Origin of the sequence: Pseudomonas sp. VD-NE ins (genome assembly GCF_031882575.1) — a bacterium.
GTDB classification, from domain to species: Bacteria; Pseudomonadota; Gammaproteobacteria; order Pseudomonadales; family Pseudomonadaceae; genus Aquipseudomonas; species Aquipseudomonas fluorescens_BZ.
The window spans coordinates 5,462,544-5,478,427 of sequence record NZ_CP134772.1 but is presented as its reverse complement, the minus strand read 5'-3'; the positions used below and the strand labels follow the sequence as shown (position 1 = coordinate 5,478,427).

Annotated in this window: 13 protein-coding genes; 9 read left to right on the top strand and 4 right to left on the bottom strand. The window is 60.2% G+C overall.

All coding sequences use genetic code 11. The features are described from left to right. Positions 1 to 3 precede the first annotated feature (3 nt). From murD to lpxC, 9 genes are all read left to right on the top strand, one after another. Positions 4 to 1,350, top strand: a complete 1,347-nt coding sequence (gene murD / locus RMV17_RS24335; RefSeq protein WP_311883144.1) for a UDP-N-acetylmuramoyl-L-alanine--D-glutamate ligase — start codon at positions 4 to 6, stop codon at positions 1,348 to 1,350. Beyond that, positions 1,347 to 2,564: a putative lipid II flippase FtsW gene (gene ftsW, locus RMV17_RS24330; protein ID WP_007916996.1), complete on the top strand. Its 1,218-nt coding sequence runs from the start codon at positions 1,347 to 1,349 to the stop codon at positions 2,562 to 2,564. Before murD ends, ftsW begins: the two co-directional genes overlap by 4 nt. After that, positions 2,554 to 3,624, top strand: a complete 1,071-nt coding sequence (gene murG, locus RMV17_RS24325; protein WP_311883143.1) for an undecaprenyldiphospho-muramoylpentapeptide beta-N-acetylglucosaminyltransferase — start codon at positions 2,554 to 2,556, stop codon at positions 3,622 to 3,624. Before ftsW ends, murG begins: the two co-directional genes overlap by 11 nt. Further along, positions 3,617 to 5,077 carry a UDP-N-acetylmuramate--L-alanine ligase gene (gene murC / locus RMV17_RS24320; protein ID WP_016987574.1) on the top strand — a complete coding sequence of 487 codons (1,461 nt, stop codon included), beginning with the start codon at positions 3,617 to 3,619 and terminating at the stop codon, positions 5,075 to 5,077. Before murG ends, murC begins: the two co-directional genes overlap by 8 nt. Continuing rightward, positions 5,074 to 6,033 (top strand): D-alanine--D-alanine ligase, encoded by a 960-nt coding sequence (locus RMV17_RS24315; RefSeq protein ID WP_095123205.1) that lies wholly within the window; start codon positions 5,074 to 5,076, stop codon positions 6,031 to 6,033. Before murC ends, RMV17_RS24315 begins: the two co-directional genes overlap by 4 nt. Before the next feature lie 4 nt (positions 6,034 to 6,037). Then, entirely contained in the window at positions 6,038 to 6,904 is an 867-nt protein-coding gene (locus tag RMV17_RS24310; protein WP_007916989.1) for a cell division protein FtsQ/DivIB, read from the top strand. Between the two features lie 15 nt (positions 6,905 to 6,919). After that, complete coding sequence (ftsA, locus tag RMV17_RS24305; protein ID WP_007916987.1) at positions 6,920 to 8,179, top strand: cell division protein FtsA; 1,260 nt, start codon at positions 6,920 to 6,922, stop codon at positions 8,177 to 8,179. Between the two features lie 68 nt (positions 8,180 to 8,247). Beyond that, a complete protein-coding gene (gene ftsZ / locus RMV17_RS24300) occupies positions 8,248 to 9,444 on the top strand; it encodes a cell division protein FtsZ (protein ID WP_016986475.1) in 1,197 nt (398 codons plus the stop codon). 112 nt (positions 9,445 to 9,556) lie between these two features. After that, the gene (gene lpxC / locus RMV17_RS24295; protein ID WP_007916984.1) at positions 9,557 to 10,468 is read left to right on the top strand and encodes a UDP-3-O-acyl-N-acetylglucosamine deacetylase; all 912 of its coding nucleotides are present in this window, start codon (positions 9,557 to 9,559) and stop codon (positions 10,466 to 10,468) included. Between the two features lie 202 nt (positions 10,469 to 10,670). On the opposite strand, the gene RMV17_RS24290 is transcribed toward lpxC, so the two are convergent. The 4 genes from RMV17_RS24290 to RMV17_RS24275 all read right to left on the bottom strand — a co-directional run bounded on the left by RMV17_RS24290 (position 10,671) and on the right by RMV17_RS24275 (position 15,842). Then, complete coding sequence (locus RMV17_RS24290) at positions 10,671 to 12,182, bottom strand: sensor domain-containing diguanylate cyclase (protein WP_311883132.1); 1,512 nt, start codon at positions 12,180 to 12,182, stop codon at positions 10,671 to 10,673. 234 nt (positions 12,183 to 12,416) lie between these two features. Then, entirely contained in the window at positions 12,417 to 13,733 is a 1,317-nt protein-coding gene (locus RMV17_RS24285; RefSeq protein WP_311883130.1) for an OprD family porin, read from the bottom strand. A 197-nt stretch (positions 13,734 to 13,930) separates the two neighbouring features. Then, a complete protein-coding gene (locus tag RMV17_RS24280; RefSeq protein WP_034156467.1) occupies positions 13,931 to 14,152 on the bottom strand; it encodes a hypothetical protein in 222 nt (73 codons plus the stop codon). A gap of 319 nt (positions 14,153 to 14,471) precedes the next feature. Further along, on the bottom strand, positions 14,472 to 15,842 hold the full coding sequence (locus RMV17_RS24275; RefSeq protein ID WP_311883127.1) for a heavy metal sensor histidine kinase: 1,371 nt from the start codon (positions 15,840 to 15,842) through the stop codon (positions 14,472 to 14,474). Positions 15,843 to 15,884 lie beyond the last annotated feature (42 nt).

Below are 15,884 nucleotides of genomic sequence, written 5' to 3'. Positions count from 1 at the left end.
CGAGTGTCTCTGATCGCTTCTGACCACTTCCGCATCGTTGTCGGCCTCGGCAAGAGCGGCATGTCCCTGGTTCGCTTCCTGGCGAACCGGGGCACGTCGTTTGCCGTGGCGGACACGCGGGAAAATCCACCGGAACTGGCCACGCTCAAGCGTGACTATCCGCACGTGGAAGTGCGTTGTGGCGAGCTGGACGTCGAATTCCTGTGCCGTGCCGACGAGCTCTACGTGAGCCCCGGCCTGGCGCTGGCGACCCCGGCCCTGCAAGCCGCTGCGGCCCGTGGCGTGAAACTGTCCGGTGACATCGAGCTGTTCGCGCGTAACGCGCAGGCGCCGATCGTGGCCATCAGCGGTTCCAACGCGAAAAGCACCGTCACCACCCTGGTCGGCGAGATGGCGGCTGCGGCCGGCAAACGCGTCGCCGTCGGCGGCAACCTCGGTACCCCGGCGCTGGACCTGCTCAGCGACGACGTCGAGCTGTACGTGATGGAGCTGTCGAGTTTCCAGCTGGAAACCACCGACCAGCTCAACGCTGAAGTGGCCACCGTGCTGAACATCAGCGAAGACCACATGGATCGCTACAGCGGTCTGCCGGCGTACCATCTGGCCAAGCACCGGATCTTCCGTGGCGCCAGGCAGTTTGTGGTCAACCGTCAGGATGCGCTGAGCCGTCCGTTGATGGGCGAGGGGCAGCCGTGCTGGACCTTCGGCCTGAGCAAACCGGATTTCAAGGCCTTCGGTATCCGCGAAGAAGATGGCGAGAAGTATCTGGCCTTCGAATTCCACAACCTGATGCCGGTGCGTGAACTTAAGATTCGTGGCGCGCACAACCAGTCCAACGCCCTCGCGGCATTGGCGCTGGGGCATGCCGTGGGCTTGCCGTTCGACGCCATGCTCTCGGCCCTGCGCACCTTCGCCGGCCTCGAACATCGCTGTCAGTGGGTGCGTGATCTCGACGGCGTGGCGTACTACAACGACTCCAAAGCGACCAACGTCGGCGCCGCTCTGGCCGCCATCGAAGGCCTCGGTGCGGACATCGACGGCAAGGTCATCCTGATTGCCGGTGGCGATGGCAAGGGTGCCGAATTCAACGATCTGCGTGATCCGGTGGCGGCCAACTGCCGTGCCGTTATCCTGATGGGCCGCGACTCCGACAAGATCGGTGAAGCCGTCGGTGATGCCGTGCCGTTGATTCGTGCGACCTCGCTGGTCGACGCCGTTGCGCAATGCCGTGCCGCCGCCCAGCCGGGTGATGTGGTGCTGCTGTCGCCGGCCTGCGCCAGTTTCGACATGTTCAAGAATTATGAAGACCGTGGTCACCAGTTCGTCCGCGCTGTGGAGGAACTGGCATGAGCCTGCGCAATATCATCAAACCGTATCCGTCGCCGATCATCACCGGGCGCGGTATCGACCTCGATTTCCCGATGCTCGCCGGTTGCCTGGCGCTGCTCGGTCTCGGTTTGATCATGATCGCCTCGGCGTCCACTGAAGTGGCAGCCGCGCAGTCAGGCAGCCCGCTGTATTACATGATCCGCCACCTTATTTATGTGGTGCTGGGCCTGGGCGCGTGCATCGTCACCATGATGATTCCGATCGCCACCTGGCAACGTCTTGGCTGGCTGATGCTGATCGGTGCGTTCGGCTTGCTGGTGATGGTGATCATTCCCGGCATCGGGCGCGAAGTTAACGGTTCGATGCGCTGGATCGGGTTCAGCTTCTTCAACGTGCAGCCGTCGGAAATCGCCAAGGTATTCGTGGTGATCTACCTCGCCGGTTATCTGGTGCGGCGTCAGAAGGAAGTACGTGAAAGCTGGATGGGCTTCTTCAAGCCGTTCATCGTGCTGCTGCCGATGGCGGGTCTGCTGCTGATGGAGCCGGACTTCGGTGCCACTGTGGTGATGATGGGTGCTGCGGCGGCCATGCTGTTCCTTGGTGGGGTCGGGTTGTTCCGCTTCTCGCTGATGGTGGTGTTGGCGGTCGGAGCGGTGGTCTTGCTGATTCAGATGCAGCCGTATCGTATGGCGCGTCTGACCAACTTCGCTGACCCGTGGGCCGACCAGTTCGGCGCCGGCTATCAGTTGTCGCAAGCGTTGATCGCGTTCGGTCGCGGTGAGTGGCTCGGCGTCGGCCTTGGCAACAGCGTGCAGAAACAGTTCTACCTGCCGGAAGCGCACACCGACTTCGTGTTCTCGGTTCTCGCTGAAGAGCTCGGCGCCGTCGGTTCGCTGTGCACGGTCGCGCTGTTCGTGTTCGTGTGTATTCGCGGCATGTACATCGGCTTGTGGGCCGAGAAGGCCAAACAGTTCTTCGCCGCTTACGTGGCGTACGGCTTGTCGTTCCTGTGGATTGGTCAGTTCCTGATCAACATCGGCGTGAACGTCGGCCTGCTGCCAACCAAAGGTCTGACCTTGCCGTTCCTCAGTTATGGCGGCAGCTCGTTGGTGATCTGCTGTGCCTGCCTGGGCTTGTTATTGAGGATCGAGTGGGAGAGTCGAACCCATTTGGGCAGTGAAGAAATGGAATTCCATGAGAGCGACTTCGCTGAGGAGCCGAATCATGGGCGCTAACGTATTGATCATGGCCGGCGGAACCGGCGGCCACGTGTTCCCGGCGCTGGCTTGTGCCCGCGAGTTTCAGGCGCGCGGCTACACCGTGCACTGGCTCGGCACGCCACGCGGCATTGAAAACGAACTGGTCCCGGCCGCAGGGTTGGAGCTACACCGCATCAACGCCACCGGCCTGCGCGGCAAGGGCAAGCTGTCGCTGCTCAAGGCGCCGTTCATGCTGCTGAAATCGGTGTGGCAGGCGCGGGCGATCATTCGTCGCTTGAAGCCGGTGTGTGTGGTCGGCTTCGGTGGATATGTGACTGGCCCCGGTGGCCTCGCCGCGAAACTGGCCGGCGTGCCGGTGATCGTGCACGAGCAGAACGCCGTGGCCGGCACCGCCAATCGGTTGCTGGTGCCGTTCGCCGCTCGGGTGTGTGAAGCGTTCCCCGACACCTTTACTCTGTCGGACACCCGCCGTACCACCGGAAACCCGGTGCGCAGCGAGCTGTTCCTCGATACATCGCGACCTGCCCTGGCCGGTCGCAAAGCGCGTTTGCTGATCCTCGGCGGAAGCTTGGGTGCAGAACCGTTGAACAAGTTGCTGCCTGAAGCCTTGGCCCAAGTCGCTGCCGATTTGCGCCCGGAAGTGTTTCATCAGGCCGGCAAAAACCACGATGAAGTGACTGCAGAGCGCTACCGCGCCGCCGGCGTCGATGCGCAGGTGCAGCCGTTCATCAAAGACATGGCCCAGGCCTATGGCTGGGCTGACCTGGTGGTGTGCCGCGCAGGCGCGTTGACCATCAGTGAGCTGGCTGCCGCCGGTCTGCCCTCGATACTGGTGCCTTTGCCCCACGCGATCGACGATCACCAGACCCGCAACGCCGATTATTTGGCCCGCGAAGGCGCAGCCTTCCTGATGCCGCAAAGAACGACTGGTGCCGCGGACCTTGCCGCGCGCCTGACAGAGGTCTTGATGCAACCGCAACGACTCGAAGAAATGGCCCAAGCGGCCCGCCGTCTGGCGAAACCCGATGCCACCCGTAGCGTGGTCGATACCTGTCTGGAGGTGGCCCATGGTTGAGAATCAGAAAGCCATGCCACAACCGGAAATGCGCCGCATCCGTCGCATCCACTTCGTCGGCATCGGCGGCGTGGGCATGTGCGGGATTGCCGAAGTGTTGTTGAACCTGGGCTATGAAGTCTCCGGTTCCGACCTGAAAGCTTCGCCGGTGACCGAGCGTCTGGAATCGTTCGGCGCGCACATCTTCATCGGCCACCGTGCCGAGAACGCCGCTGCTGCCGATGTGCTGGTGGTGTCGAGCGCTGTGAACACCTCCAACCCGGAAGTGGCGAACGCGCTTGAGCGTCGTATTCCGGTTGTACCGCGGGCGGAAATGCTCGCCGAGCTGATGCGCTATCGCCACGGCATCGCCGTCGCCGGTACCCACGGCAAAACCACCACCACCAGCCTGATCGCTTCGGTGTTCGCCGCCGGTGGTCTGGATCCGACGTTCGTGATTGGTGGTCGTCTGAACGCGGCGGGCACCAATGCCCAGCTCGGCACCAGCCGTTACCTGATCGCCGAGGCCGATGAAAGCGATGCGAGCTTCCTGCACCTGCAACCGCTGGTGGCCGTGGTCACCAACATCGACGCCGACCACATGGCGACCTACGACGGTGACTTCAACAAACTGAAGAAGACCTTCGTCGAGTTCCTGCACAACCTGCCGTTCTACGGTTTGGCAGTGATGTGCCTGGACGATCCGGTGGTGCGTGAAATTCTGCCGCTGGTGAAACGTCCGACCGTGACTTACGGCTTCAGCGAAGACGCTGACGTGCGTGCGATCAATATCCGCCAGCAAGGCATGCAGACCTTCTTCACTGTGCTGCGTCCGGATCGTGAGCCGCTGGATGTTTCCGTGAACATGCCGGGCAATCACAACGTCCTCAACTCGCTGGCGACCATTTGCATCGCCACCGACGAAGGCGTCAGCGATGAAGCCATCGTCCAGGGCCTGTCGGGCTTTCAGGGCGTTGGTCGACGCTTCCAGGTCTACGGCGAACTGCCGGTGGACGGCGGCAACGTGATGCTGGTCGACGACTACGGTCACCACCCGACCGAAGTCGCTGCCGTGATCAAAGCCGTACGCGGTGGCTGGCCGGAGCGCCGTCTGGTGATGGTCTACCAGCCACACCGTTACAGCCGCACCCGCGATTTGTACGACGACTTCGTCAATGTACTGGCCGATGCCAACGTGCTGCTGCTGATGGAAGTCTATCCGGCCGGCGAAGAGCCGATCCCGGGTGCCGACAGCCGCAAGCTGTGCAACAGCATCCGTCAGCGCGGTCAGCTCGATCCGATCTACATCGAGCGTGGCGTCGATCTGGCGCCGCTGGTCAAGCCATTGCTGCGTGCCGGCGACATCCTGCTGTGCCAGGGCGCTGGTGATATCGGCGGTCTCGCGCCGAAGCTGTTGAAAAGTGAATTGTTCGCTGGCGCCGTGGCGGCGTCGGTCGAGGGGAAGTTGAAATGACTGCTGCCTACGCCAACCTGTTCTCCACGATCGCGCCGAAAGACTTCGGCCGTGTCGCCGTGCTCTTCGGTGGCCTGAGTGCCGAGCGTGAGGTTTCGCTGAAATCCGGTAACGCCGTGCTCGACGCGCTGCAAAGTGCTGGCGTGGACGCGTTCGGCATCGACGTTGGCGACGACATTCTGCAACGTCTGCTCAGCGAAAAGATCGACCGCGCCTTCATCATTCTTCACGGCCGTGGCGGTGAAGACGGCTCCATGCAGGGCCTGCTCGAAGTGGCGGGCATTCCGTACACCGGCAGTGGCATTCTGGCCTCGGCATTGGCCATGGACAAACTGCGCACCAAGCAGGTCTGGCACAGCCTCGGGATTCCGACGCCGCGTCACGCCGTGCTGTGCAGCGAAGCCGATTGTATTTCGGCGGCGACGGAACTGGGCTTCCCTTTGATCGTCAAACCCGCGCATGAAGGTTCAAGTATCGGGATGGCCAAAGTGAGTTCTGCGTCCGAGTTGATCGACGCATGGAAAGCGGCCAGTACCTACGATTCGCAAGTCTTGGTTGAGCAATGGATTCAAGGTCCGGAGTTCACCATCGCCACCCTGCGTGACCAGGTGTTGCCTCCTATCGCCCTGGGTACACCGCACACGTTCTACGACTACGACGCCAAGTACATCGCCAACGATACCCAGTACCGCATTCCCTGCGGGCTGGATGCCGCCAAGGAACAGGAACTCATGGATCTCACGGCCAAGGCCTGTGAGGCGCTGGGTATTGCCGGTTGGGGCAGGGCGGACGTGATGCAGGACGCCGACGGGCAGTTCTGGTTCCTGGAAGTGAACACCGCACCGGGCATGACCGATCACAGTCTGGTACCGATGGCGGCTCGTGCGGCCGGTCTGGATTTCCAGCAACTGGTTCTGGCCATTCTGGCCGCCAGTGTTGAAGACGCTCGAGGTTAAGACGATGCAAGGCGCTCAGCTCCGACATCAGCCTCCCGCACCCGGCCGCAAGCCGGTGCCACGGGGTGCCAGCCGAATGGTGGCGAAAGAGCCGATGTCCGCGCGCCTGCCGAAAGCCAATTTCAGCTTTCTGAAAAGTCTGTTCTGGCCGGTGCTGTTGGTGGTGCTGGGCTTTGGTACTTACGAAGGCGCGACGCGTTTGTTGCCGTACGCCGACCGGCCGATCACCAAGATCGCCGTGCAGGGCGACCTGAGCTACATCAGCCAGCAAGCGGTGCAGCAGCGGATCGCCCCTTACGTGGCGTCGAGCTTCTTCACCATCGACCTGGCCGGCATGCGCACCGAGCTTGAGCAGATGCCGTGGATCGCCCACGCCGAAGTTCGTCGGGTGTGGCCGGATCAAGTGGTGATCCGCCTCGAAGAGCAACTGCCAGTGGCGCGGTGGGGCGACGAGTCGTTACTGAACAACCAGGGCCAGGCGTTTACGCCCAAGGAACTGGCGAACTACGAACACCTGCCACAGCTGTTCGGCCCACAACGGGCCCAGCAGCAAGTGATGCAGCAGTATCAGGTGCTGAGCCAGATGCTGCGGCCGTTGGGCTTCTCGATTGCGCGCTTGGAATTGCGTGAACGCGGGAGTTGGTTCCTGACCACCGGTGCCGGCAGTTCCGGCCCCGGCATCGAGTTGCTGCTGGGACGCGGCAACCTGGTGGAAAAGATGCGCCGCTTTATCGCCATCTATGACAAGACACTTAAAGACCAGATTACGAACATTGCGCGCATCGATCTGCGCTACGCCAACGGCCTCGCTGTTGGCTGGCGGGAACCAGTAGCGCCGACGACAGCCCAACCCGCTGTCGCAAAGAATTAAGAAGAGGCAGGACCCATGGCAAACGTGCAAAGCGGCAAAATGATCGTCGGTCTCGATATCGGCACCTCCAAGGTGGTGGCGCTGGTCGGCGAGGTTTCCGACGACGGCTCGCTGGAAATCGTCGGGATCGGTACCCATCCGTCCCGTGGCCTGAAGAAGGGCGTGGTGGTCAACATCGAGTCCACCGTGCAATCGATCCAGCGCGCGATCGAAGAAGCCCAACTGATGGCGGGCTGCCGCATTCACTCGGCGTTCGTCGGCGTGGCGGGCAATCACATCCGCAGCCTGAACTCCCACGGCATCGTCGCGATCCGTGATCGCGAAGTCAGCTCGGCCGACCTTGAGCGCGTCCTCGACGCTGCTCAGGCTGTGGCGATTCCGGCTGACCAGCGCGTGCTGCACACCTTGCCGCAGGATTACGTGATCGATAACCAGGAAGGCGTTCGCGAGCCACTGGGCATGTCCGGCGTACGTCTGGAAGCCAAGGTTCACGTGGTCACCTGCGCCGTCAACGCCGCACAGAACATTGAAAAATGCGTGCGTCGCTGCGGTCTGGAAATCGACGACATCATTCTCGAGCAACTGGCCTCGGCCTACTCGGTTCTGACCGATGACGAGAAAGAGCTGGGCGTGTGCCTGGTCGATATCGGCGGCGGCACCACCGACATCGCGATCTTCACCGAAGGCGCGATCCGTCACACCGCGGTGATCCCGATTGCCGGTGATCAGGTGACCAACGACATCGCCATGGCGTTGCGCACCCCGACCCAGTACGCCGAAGAAATCAAGATCCGTTACGCCTGCGCCCTGGCGAAACTGGCTGGTGCCGGCGAAACCATCAAGGTGCCAAGCGTTGGCGACCGTCCACCGCGCGAACTGTCGCGTCAGGCCCTGGCCGAAGTGGTCGAGCCGCGTTACGACGAACTGTTCACCCTGATCCAGGCCGAGCTGCGTCGCAGCGGCTACGAAGACCTGATCCCGGCCGGCATCGTCCTGACCGGCGGTACTTCGAAGATGGAAGGCGCCACTGAACTGGCCGAAGAAATCTTCCACATGCCGGTCCGCCTCGGTGTGCCGCATGGCGTCAAGGGCCTGGATGACGTGGTGCGCAACCCGATTTATTCCACTGGCGTTGGCTTGTTGATGTACGGCCTGCAAAAGCAGTCCGACGGGGTTTCGTTCTCCGGCATCGGCAGCCGCGACAGCTACAGCAACGAAGAGCCACAGGCGCCGTTGCTGGACCGATTGAAGAAGTGGGTTCAAGGCAACTTCTAAAGCTTTACCGCAACACCGCAACAAAAATGCAGTAGGCGAAAAAACTAGAGAATGTAAGGAGAGGGAAAATGTTCGAACTCGTAGACAACATCCCCGCAAGCCCGGTAATCAAAGTTATCGGTGTTGGCGGTGGCGGCGGCAACGCTGTCAATCACATGGTCAAGAGCAACATCGAAGGCGTTGAATTCATCTGCGCCAACACTGATGCTCAAGCGCTGAAAAACATCGGCGCGCGTACCATTCTGCAACTGGGCACCGGCGTGACCAAAGGTCTGGGCGCTGGCGCCAACCCTGAAGTAGGTCGTCAGGCCGCTCTCGAAGACCGTGAGCGCATTGCCGAAGTCCTGCAGGGCACCAACATGGTGTTCATCACCACTGGCATGGGCGGCGGTACCGGTACCGGTGCTGCGCCGATCATCGCCGAAGTGGCCAAGGAAATGGGCATTCTGACCGTTGCTGTCGTAACGCGTCCGTTCCCGTTCGAAGGCCGCAAGCGTATGCAGATCGCCGACGAAGGCATCCGCATGCTCTCGGAAAGCGTCGACTCGTTGATCACCATTCCGAACGAGAAGCTGCTGACCATCCTCGGTAAAGACGCAAGCCTCTTGTCGGCTTTCGCCAAGGCTGACGATGTACTGGCCGGTGCCGTTCGCGGTATCTCCGACATCATCAAGCGTCCGGGCATGATCAACGTCGACTTCGCCGACGTACGTACCGTGATGAGCGAAATGGGCATGGCGATGATGGGCACTGGCTGCGCCAGCGGTCCGAACCGTGCACGTGAAGCAACCGAAGCGGCCATCCGCAACCCGCTGCTGGAAGACGTGAACCTGCAAGGCGCACGCGGCATTCTGGTGAACATCACCGCCGGTCCTGACCTGTCTCTGGGTGAGTACTCCGACGTGGGTAGCATCATCGAAGCCTTCGCTTCCGAGCACGCGATGGTCAAGGTCGGTACCGTTATCGATCCGGACATGCGCGACGAGCTGCACGTGACCGTGGTTGCCACCGGTCTGGGCGCGAAAATCGAGAAGCCTGTAAAGGTCATCGACAACACCGTTCACACCTCCATGGCTTCCGCCCAGGTGCAACAACCGGCTCCGGCCCGTCAGGAAGCGCCAGCGGTGAACTACCGTGATCTGGACCGTCCGACCGTCATGCGCAACCAGGCTCAGGCCGGTGCTGCGGCTGCCGCGAAGATGAATCCGCAAGATGATCTGGACTACCTGGACATCCCGGCATTCCTGCGTCGTCAGGCCGATTGATGGAATGTATCAGGGCTATGAAGGTGATTGGTGTTCAGCAAAGGCATGGTCTGCTATCATCGCCAGCCTTTGTTGATACCAGTTCGCAATTTGCGCTGAAGCGGCCCAAGCCATGATTAAACAACGCACACTGAAAAATATTATCCGTGCCACAGGTGTAGGCCTGCACTCCGGTGAGAAGGTCTATCTGACCCTCAAGCCTGCGCCTGTCGACACTGGCATTGTGTTTTGTCGCGCTGACCTCGACCCTGTGGTGCAGATTCCTGCCCGCGCGGAAAACGTCGGTGAAACCACTATGTCGACGACGCTGATCAACGGCGACGTCAAAGTGGACACGGTAGAGCACTTGCTCTCGGCCATGGCTGGCCTGGGCATCGATAACGCCTACGTCGAGCTCTCCGCGTCCGAAGTCCCGATCATGGATGGCAGCGCTGGACCCTTCGTATTCCTGATTCAATCGGCAGGCCTGGAAGAACAGGACGCCGCCAAGAAATTCATCCGCATCCTGCGTGAAGTGACAGTGGAAGACGGCGACAAGCGCGCCACTTTCGTCCCTTTCGAAGGGTTCAAGGTGAGCTTCGAGATCGATTTCGATCACCCGGTATTCCGGGACCGCACCCAAAGTGCAAGCGTGGATTTTTCCAGCACTTCGTTCGTAAAAGAAGTCAGCCGCGCCCGTACCTTTGGCTTCATGAGTGATATCGAGTACCTGCGCAAGCACAACCTCGCACTCGGCGGCAGCGTTGAAAACGCAATCGTGGTCGATGCCGATGGCGTACTGAACGAAGACGGCCTTCGCTATGAAGACGAATTCGTGAAGCACAAGATCCTCGATGCGATTGGCGACCTGTACCTGCTGGGTAACAGCCTGATTGGTGAGTTCAAGGGCTTCAAGTCCGGTCATGCACTGAACAACCAGCTGCTGCGCAAGTTGATTGAGCAGACAGACGCTTGGGAAGTAGTGACGTTCGAAGACGCCAGCACCGCACCCATCTCTTACATGCGCCCGGTTGCGGCGGTGTAAGTAAAAAACCTCTCTAGTTTTTTGAAGGCCATCCTCGGATGGCCTTTTTTTATGCCTGTGGTTTTTCTAGTGCCTGATCTGGCCATATCGCTGGCAAGCCAGCTCCCACAGGTTTCTTTGTGAATCACAAATCTGCAGCACATCACAAATCCCTGTGGGAGCTGGCTTGCCAGCGATAGGGCCGGTGAAGCCAATACATCTATCAGGCGGAAGCCACCACCACCCGATTACGCCCACCTTCCTTGGCCTGATACAACGCCTTGTCCGCCGCAAACAGCAACTGCTCCAGGGTCATCTCACTCGCCGCCGTCCACGTCGCGATGCCAATACTCACGGTTATCGGCCGCTCGGCCCCGTCGACCAACGGCAACTGCTCTACGGCCTGACGAATATGCTCGGCGATCTGTAGCGCGCCATGACCGTCGGTCTCGGCGAGAATCACAGAGAACTCCTCGCCGCCATAACGCGCGACCAGATCCGCCGGTCGCCGGACATTTTCAGTGATGACACGGGCTAGCGTCTTCAGCGCCTGATCCCCGCCCTGATGCCCATGTCGGTCATTGAAAGCCTTGAAGTGATCGGCATCAATCATCATCACCGACATCGGCTTGCCCGAGCGCTGGGCGCGGAACCACTCGTGACGCAACGCCTGATCGAGCATCCGCCGATTGGCCACACCGGTCAGTGCATCGGTGGCGGCCAGTTGCGCCAGCTCCCGCTCGGCCCGTTGACGCAAGCGTAACTCGCGGGCTAGCAACCAGGTCAGCCACAGCAACCCCACGCACAACACCCCCGTGGCGCCGCTGATCAACAGGGCGGTACGACGCCACGTGCCGAACACCTCGTCGCTGGACAGCGCGACCATCACGATCAACGGCAGATTGCCGACCCGCGAATAGGTATAGAGACGTTGCTGATGGTCGATGCTCGAAACGCTGTTGAAACTGCCATTGCCACTCTTGTCGCGCAGAATCCGTATGACGTTGGGCCGGTTGCCGAAGCTCTTGCCGATCGAATCACTCTGCAGATAGGGCTTCTGCGCCAGCAGGACGCCGTCGTTATCGATGATGTTCAGCGTGCTGTCTTTGCCAATGTCGAGGCTGTTGAACAACTGGTCGAAGTAATCGAGCTTCATCGACGCGACGGCCACGCCGGCAAACTCACCGGACTCCGAGGAAATTCGTCGGCTGAAACTGATCCGCCATTGATTGGCCTCGTCGCAGTTGCAGCGGGTCTTGAACGGGCGGCTGATAAACATGCCGACATCGCGGTTGAACGCGTGGGCGAGGAAGTAATCGCGGTCGGCAAAGTTGCCCGGTTTCGGCTCGATTCGCGAGGAGTCGGCAATCACATCTCCCAGCTTGTCGAGAAGCAGAATGTCGCCCTTGAAGCGTGCCGTGGTCGAACGATCGAACAGCGCCAGATGACGGATCTGCGGAGAGACATCTTGCAGGTCATCGCGCTGGGCGGCGGCGATCAGGCCTTGCAGGGTCAAGTCGTACAACTCGACGGTGCGCAGCACATCGGCGTCGATCAGCTGGGCGATGGTGGTGGCGCTGCGGGTCGCCGATTCCTGAGCGTTGGCGTGCTCGCGGATCAGCAGGAACGTGACGATGCACAGAATCGCGATCACGGTCAGCGAACTGCCGCAGATCAGCAGCAACTCGGGGCGTCCGGTCTTGCCCGCAACGGGTGGGGTACGGCTCGCGATCATGATTGGGCTGTCGGTTGGGGGAAGTCTTATAAGCGTAGTTGCACAACACCACCGAAGCGCTTGACGCAAAATACCTGTGGGAGCGAGCTTGCTCGCGAATGCGTTGTGTCAGCCAACATCAATGTTGCTGAAAGACCGCTTTCGTCGGAACGCCGCCCGGAGCAAGCTCGCTCCCACAGGTTTGGTCATTGCTTGAGCTATCGGAGTCAGTCTGCAGTCAGCTTAGCGCCGATCTTAGAAGACGTTGATCGGGTAGTCGATGACAACACGGTATTCATCTGTGTCCGAATCAATCACGCCGTAGCCGTTGCCGCCTCGGTTGGTCGCCCATTGCAGGTGGACTGCCAGATCCTTGGCCTGACCGCTCTGCACCACGTACTTCAAGTCGAGATCGCGTTCCCAATGCTTGGCGTTGCGGCCATCGGCGCTGTACCAATTGGAGTAGCCTTTGCTGTCGGCGTCGACTTTGGTCAAGTCAACCGTGCCGCGCGAGTAGGAGACCGACGAGGTCAGTCCCGGCATGCCGATACCGGCGAAGTCATAAGCGTATTTGAGCTTCCACGAGCGCTCGTTCGGACCGTTGAAGTCGGAATACTGCTGCGAGTTGTCGAGGTAAACGCTGTCGCCCTGACTGATGTAGTCGAACGGGGTGTTGCCGTTGACCCGCTGATACGCAGCAGTAACGCTGTGGCTACCGATACCCACGGTGAAATGCAGGCTGTAGGTGTTGTTGTCGATGTTGCCCAGCAGCGCATCACCGGTGTCTTGCGTGTGATAGAAGTGCAAGCCCGGGTTGAGGCTGACCAGATCGTTCAACTGCCAGGTGTAGTCGAGGTCGTAGTAGTACTGGTTCCAGATGTCCTTGAGCTCAGAAGCGTAGAGGCTGCTGGTCAGACCTTCGACGCCGCTCCAGGCCACACCGGCCCAGTTCAGGTGCTGACTCTCGTCGCCGTCAGCCAAGGTGCCGTAGGAAGTGCCAATGCGCGTGTGACCGCTTTGGTTGTACGGCTTGGTGAAACTGGCCTGACCGCCTTCGATCAGCCAGCCGTCGAAGCTGTGGTTGCTCAGGCTCACACCACGAAAGGTCTGCGGCAGCATGCGCGTGTCACCGCCGGCAATTACCGGATTGGTGAGGAACAGGTCACCGGCCTTCAACTCGGTATCGAACGCGCGTATTTTCAGCGTGCCGCCTGCGGTGGAGAACGACCCCGGTGCTTTGCCGCCATTCTCTCGGACCGGCAAGATGCTCGAACCATCGGTGCCGCCACCGCCATCCAGCTTCAGCCCGAGCATGGCGTGGGCATCAATACCGAAACCGACCGTGCCTTCGGTGTAACCCGACTTGAAGAGGCCAAGAAAGCCCTGGCCCCACTCGATGTTGTCGTCCGCTTTCTGCAAGCGGTTGCGATTCATGTAGTAGTTGCGAACGTTGAGGTTGAGGCTCGAACCTTCGACAAAGCCTTCTTTGGCAGGCTCGTCGGCGTGAGCGGCAGGGGCAATCGTTGCGGCAATTGCAATGAACAGCGGGGTGAAGCGAACTGGGTAACGCACGTGCGATGGAGCTCCTTGGGTCAGCTGGCCCGTCAATGTCCTGAGGGGCTTGGTGTTTCTTGTTGTTACAGACGAACCAAACGGCTTTCAGACCACAACGAAAAAAGGCCGCTGAAAGGCAGCGGCCTGGAATGACGACGGTTGAACGGGAAGAGCCAAACAACCGCGTCGAGGGAAACGTTGGCGCGGTGCGCGACTCAGCTGTCTTTCTCGGCCGCTTGAGCCTGGGAAGTGGCAGCCTGCGGGGCTTGCGTGGCGTCTTGCGCCTTGGCCATCACTTCGGCCTGATGCTGATCGTAGGCCTGAGCGCGAGCGACGTTTTGCGCCACGAACGACTGCGATTCTTCAGCCATCGCCATCGGCGACAGGATCAATGAGGACAAAACGAAAGCGCTGGCAATACCCATACTGTTGGACATCTGGAAAACCTTCTCGCTTGGCGAGTGCTGTTTGGTGCGGGCAAAGATAAGGTCGCCGGGCGTTGGGAAACAGCGTGATTTTCATAAATGACTGTTGCGCAGGAGGTAAAAGTCGAAGATCGCGGTGCAGCCAAGAGTAACCCCCTCACCCCAGCCCTCTCCCCCAAGGGGGCGAGGGGGAAGGGAGCAGATTGGGGGCTTTTCAAAGCCTGAGTTCGACTGGATATTTCAGGTCGGTGTAACTCGAGAGAACAACTCGGTCAGTCCCCTCTCCCTATGGGCGGTCCGACGTTTCGGGAGGGTTAGGGTGAGGGGCTTTTCAGACCGGCAAATAAATCCCGAAGGTATTCATCCCGCGATCACTGCGCACAAACACATCACCACCATGCATCAGAGCAATCGCTTTAACGATCGCCAACCCCAACCCATGGTTATTGCCACTGTTACTGCGCGACGCATCCACCCGATAAAAGCGCTCGAACAAGCGTGGCAAATGCTCGCTGGCAATCGGCGATCCGGGGTTGGCCACACCGATACTCACCTGATGCGCTTCAACCTCAATGTGCACCTCGATCACCTGACCCGCCCCGGTGTGCTGCACCGCATTGCTCAGCAAATTAATCAACGCCCGACGCAAATGCGCGACCTCAATCTGCACCAGCGCATCACCGCTGACCTGCACTTCAACCTGCGCGTCTTCAAGAATGAAATCCAGATACTCCAGTGTCGTCGCCACTTCATCGGCCAGCGAAGTCGAGGTGAGTTTGGTCGCCTTGTTACCCTGATCGGCACTGGCCAGAAACAACATGTCGTTGATGATCGAACGCAGCCGTTCCAGCTCTTCGAGATTGGATTGCAGCACTTCGAAGTAGTGTTCGGCAGAACGCCCACGGGTCAGCGCCACTTGCGTCTGGCCAATCAGATTGGTCAGGGGCGAACGCAGTTCATGGGCGACGTCGGCGTTGAACGATTCGAGTCGCGAGTAGGCCTGTTCGACCCGCTCCAGCGTCGAGTTGAACGAATCGACGAACTGCTCAAGCTCCGGTGGCAGCGGCGACAGACGCAAGCGCCCGGCGCGTAGGGGTGGCGCCAATCGCTGAGCCTCGTGGGACAGTTTGATCAACGGCTTCAAACCAATCCGGGCGACCCAATAACCCAGTGCCGAAGCCATCAGTACACCGACAATCGCCAGCCCGATCAGCGCGATCAACAGATTGTGCTGAGTTTCATGAAACGTCTCGGTATCGATGCCGATCATGAAGCGCAGCGGCGGGCGCTGATCCTTGGCTGGCAACTCGGTGAGCAACACTTTCAGCGGATAAGGATGGTCGGGCAACTGCAGGTCATGCATGCCCAACGGGCCTTGGGCGAAGGCACGAATCGCGGCATCGGGCTGACCGTATTCGTAACCCGGATCACCACTCACCACCCAGAAACGAATGCGTTTGTCTTCCTCACCGAGCAGCTTCAACTTGGCGTTGATCTTCACCCAATGCTCGGGTGTACCAAAGCGATTGAGTGCCGATTCGAGCACGCTGTAACGCGCATCCAGCTCGGCTTCCGGGAGCAATCCCAGGCCTTTATCGACCTGCTGATACAACGCGCCGCCGATCAATAGAAACACCAGCAGCGCCACCAGCGTGAACATTCCACTGAGGCGCAAGGCAATCGAATTGTGAGGGTAGGTCATCATTCATTTCCTGCGCCGCGCCGAGTCTGCTGTTGTGCAGGG

Excerpts from the sequence above, each read along its gene's own strand:
- ftsW (WP_007916996.1), top strand. The coding sequence starts at position 1,347 with ATGAGCCTGCGCAATATCATCAAACCGTATCCGTCGCCGATCATCACC.
- murG (WP_311883143.1), top strand. The coding sequence starts at position 2,554 with ATGGGCGCTAACGTATTGATCATGGCCGGCGGAACCGGCGGCCACGTG.
- murC (WP_016987574.1), top strand. The coding sequence starts at position 3,617 with ATGGTTGAGAATCAGAAAGCCATGCCACAACCGGAAATGCGCCGCATC.
- RMV17_RS24315 (WP_095123205.1), top strand. The coding sequence starts at position 5,074 with ATGACTGCTGCCTACGCCAACCTGTTCTCCACGATCGCGCCGAAAGAC.
- RMV17_RS24310 (WP_007916989.1), top strand. The coding sequence starts at position 6,038 with ATGCAAGGCGCTCAGCTCCGACATCAGCCTCCCGCACCCGGCCGCAAG.
- ftsA (WP_007916987.1), top strand. The coding sequence starts at position 6,920 with ATGGCAAACGTGCAAAGCGGCAAAATGATCGTCGGTCTCGATATCGGC.
- ftsZ (WP_016986475.1), top strand. The coding sequence starts at position 8,248 with ATGTTCGAACTCGTAGACAACATCCCCGCAAGCCCGGTAATCAAAGTT.
- lpxC (WP_007916984.1), top strand. The coding sequence starts at position 9,557 with ATGATTAAACAACGCACACTGAAAAATATTATCCGTGCCACAGGTGTA.
- RMV17_RS24290 (WP_311883132.1), bottom strand. The coding sequence starts at position 12,182 with ATGATCGCGAGCCGTACCCCACCCGTTGCGGGCAAGACCGGACGCCCC.
- RMV17_RS24280 (WP_034156467.1), bottom strand. The coding sequence starts at position 14,152 with ATGTCCAACAGTATGGGTATTGCCAGCGCTTTCGTTTTGTCCTCATTG.
- RMV17_RS24275 (WP_311883127.1), bottom strand. The coding sequence starts at position 15,842 with ATGACCTACCCTCACAATTCGATTGCCTTGCGCCTCAGTGGAATGTTC.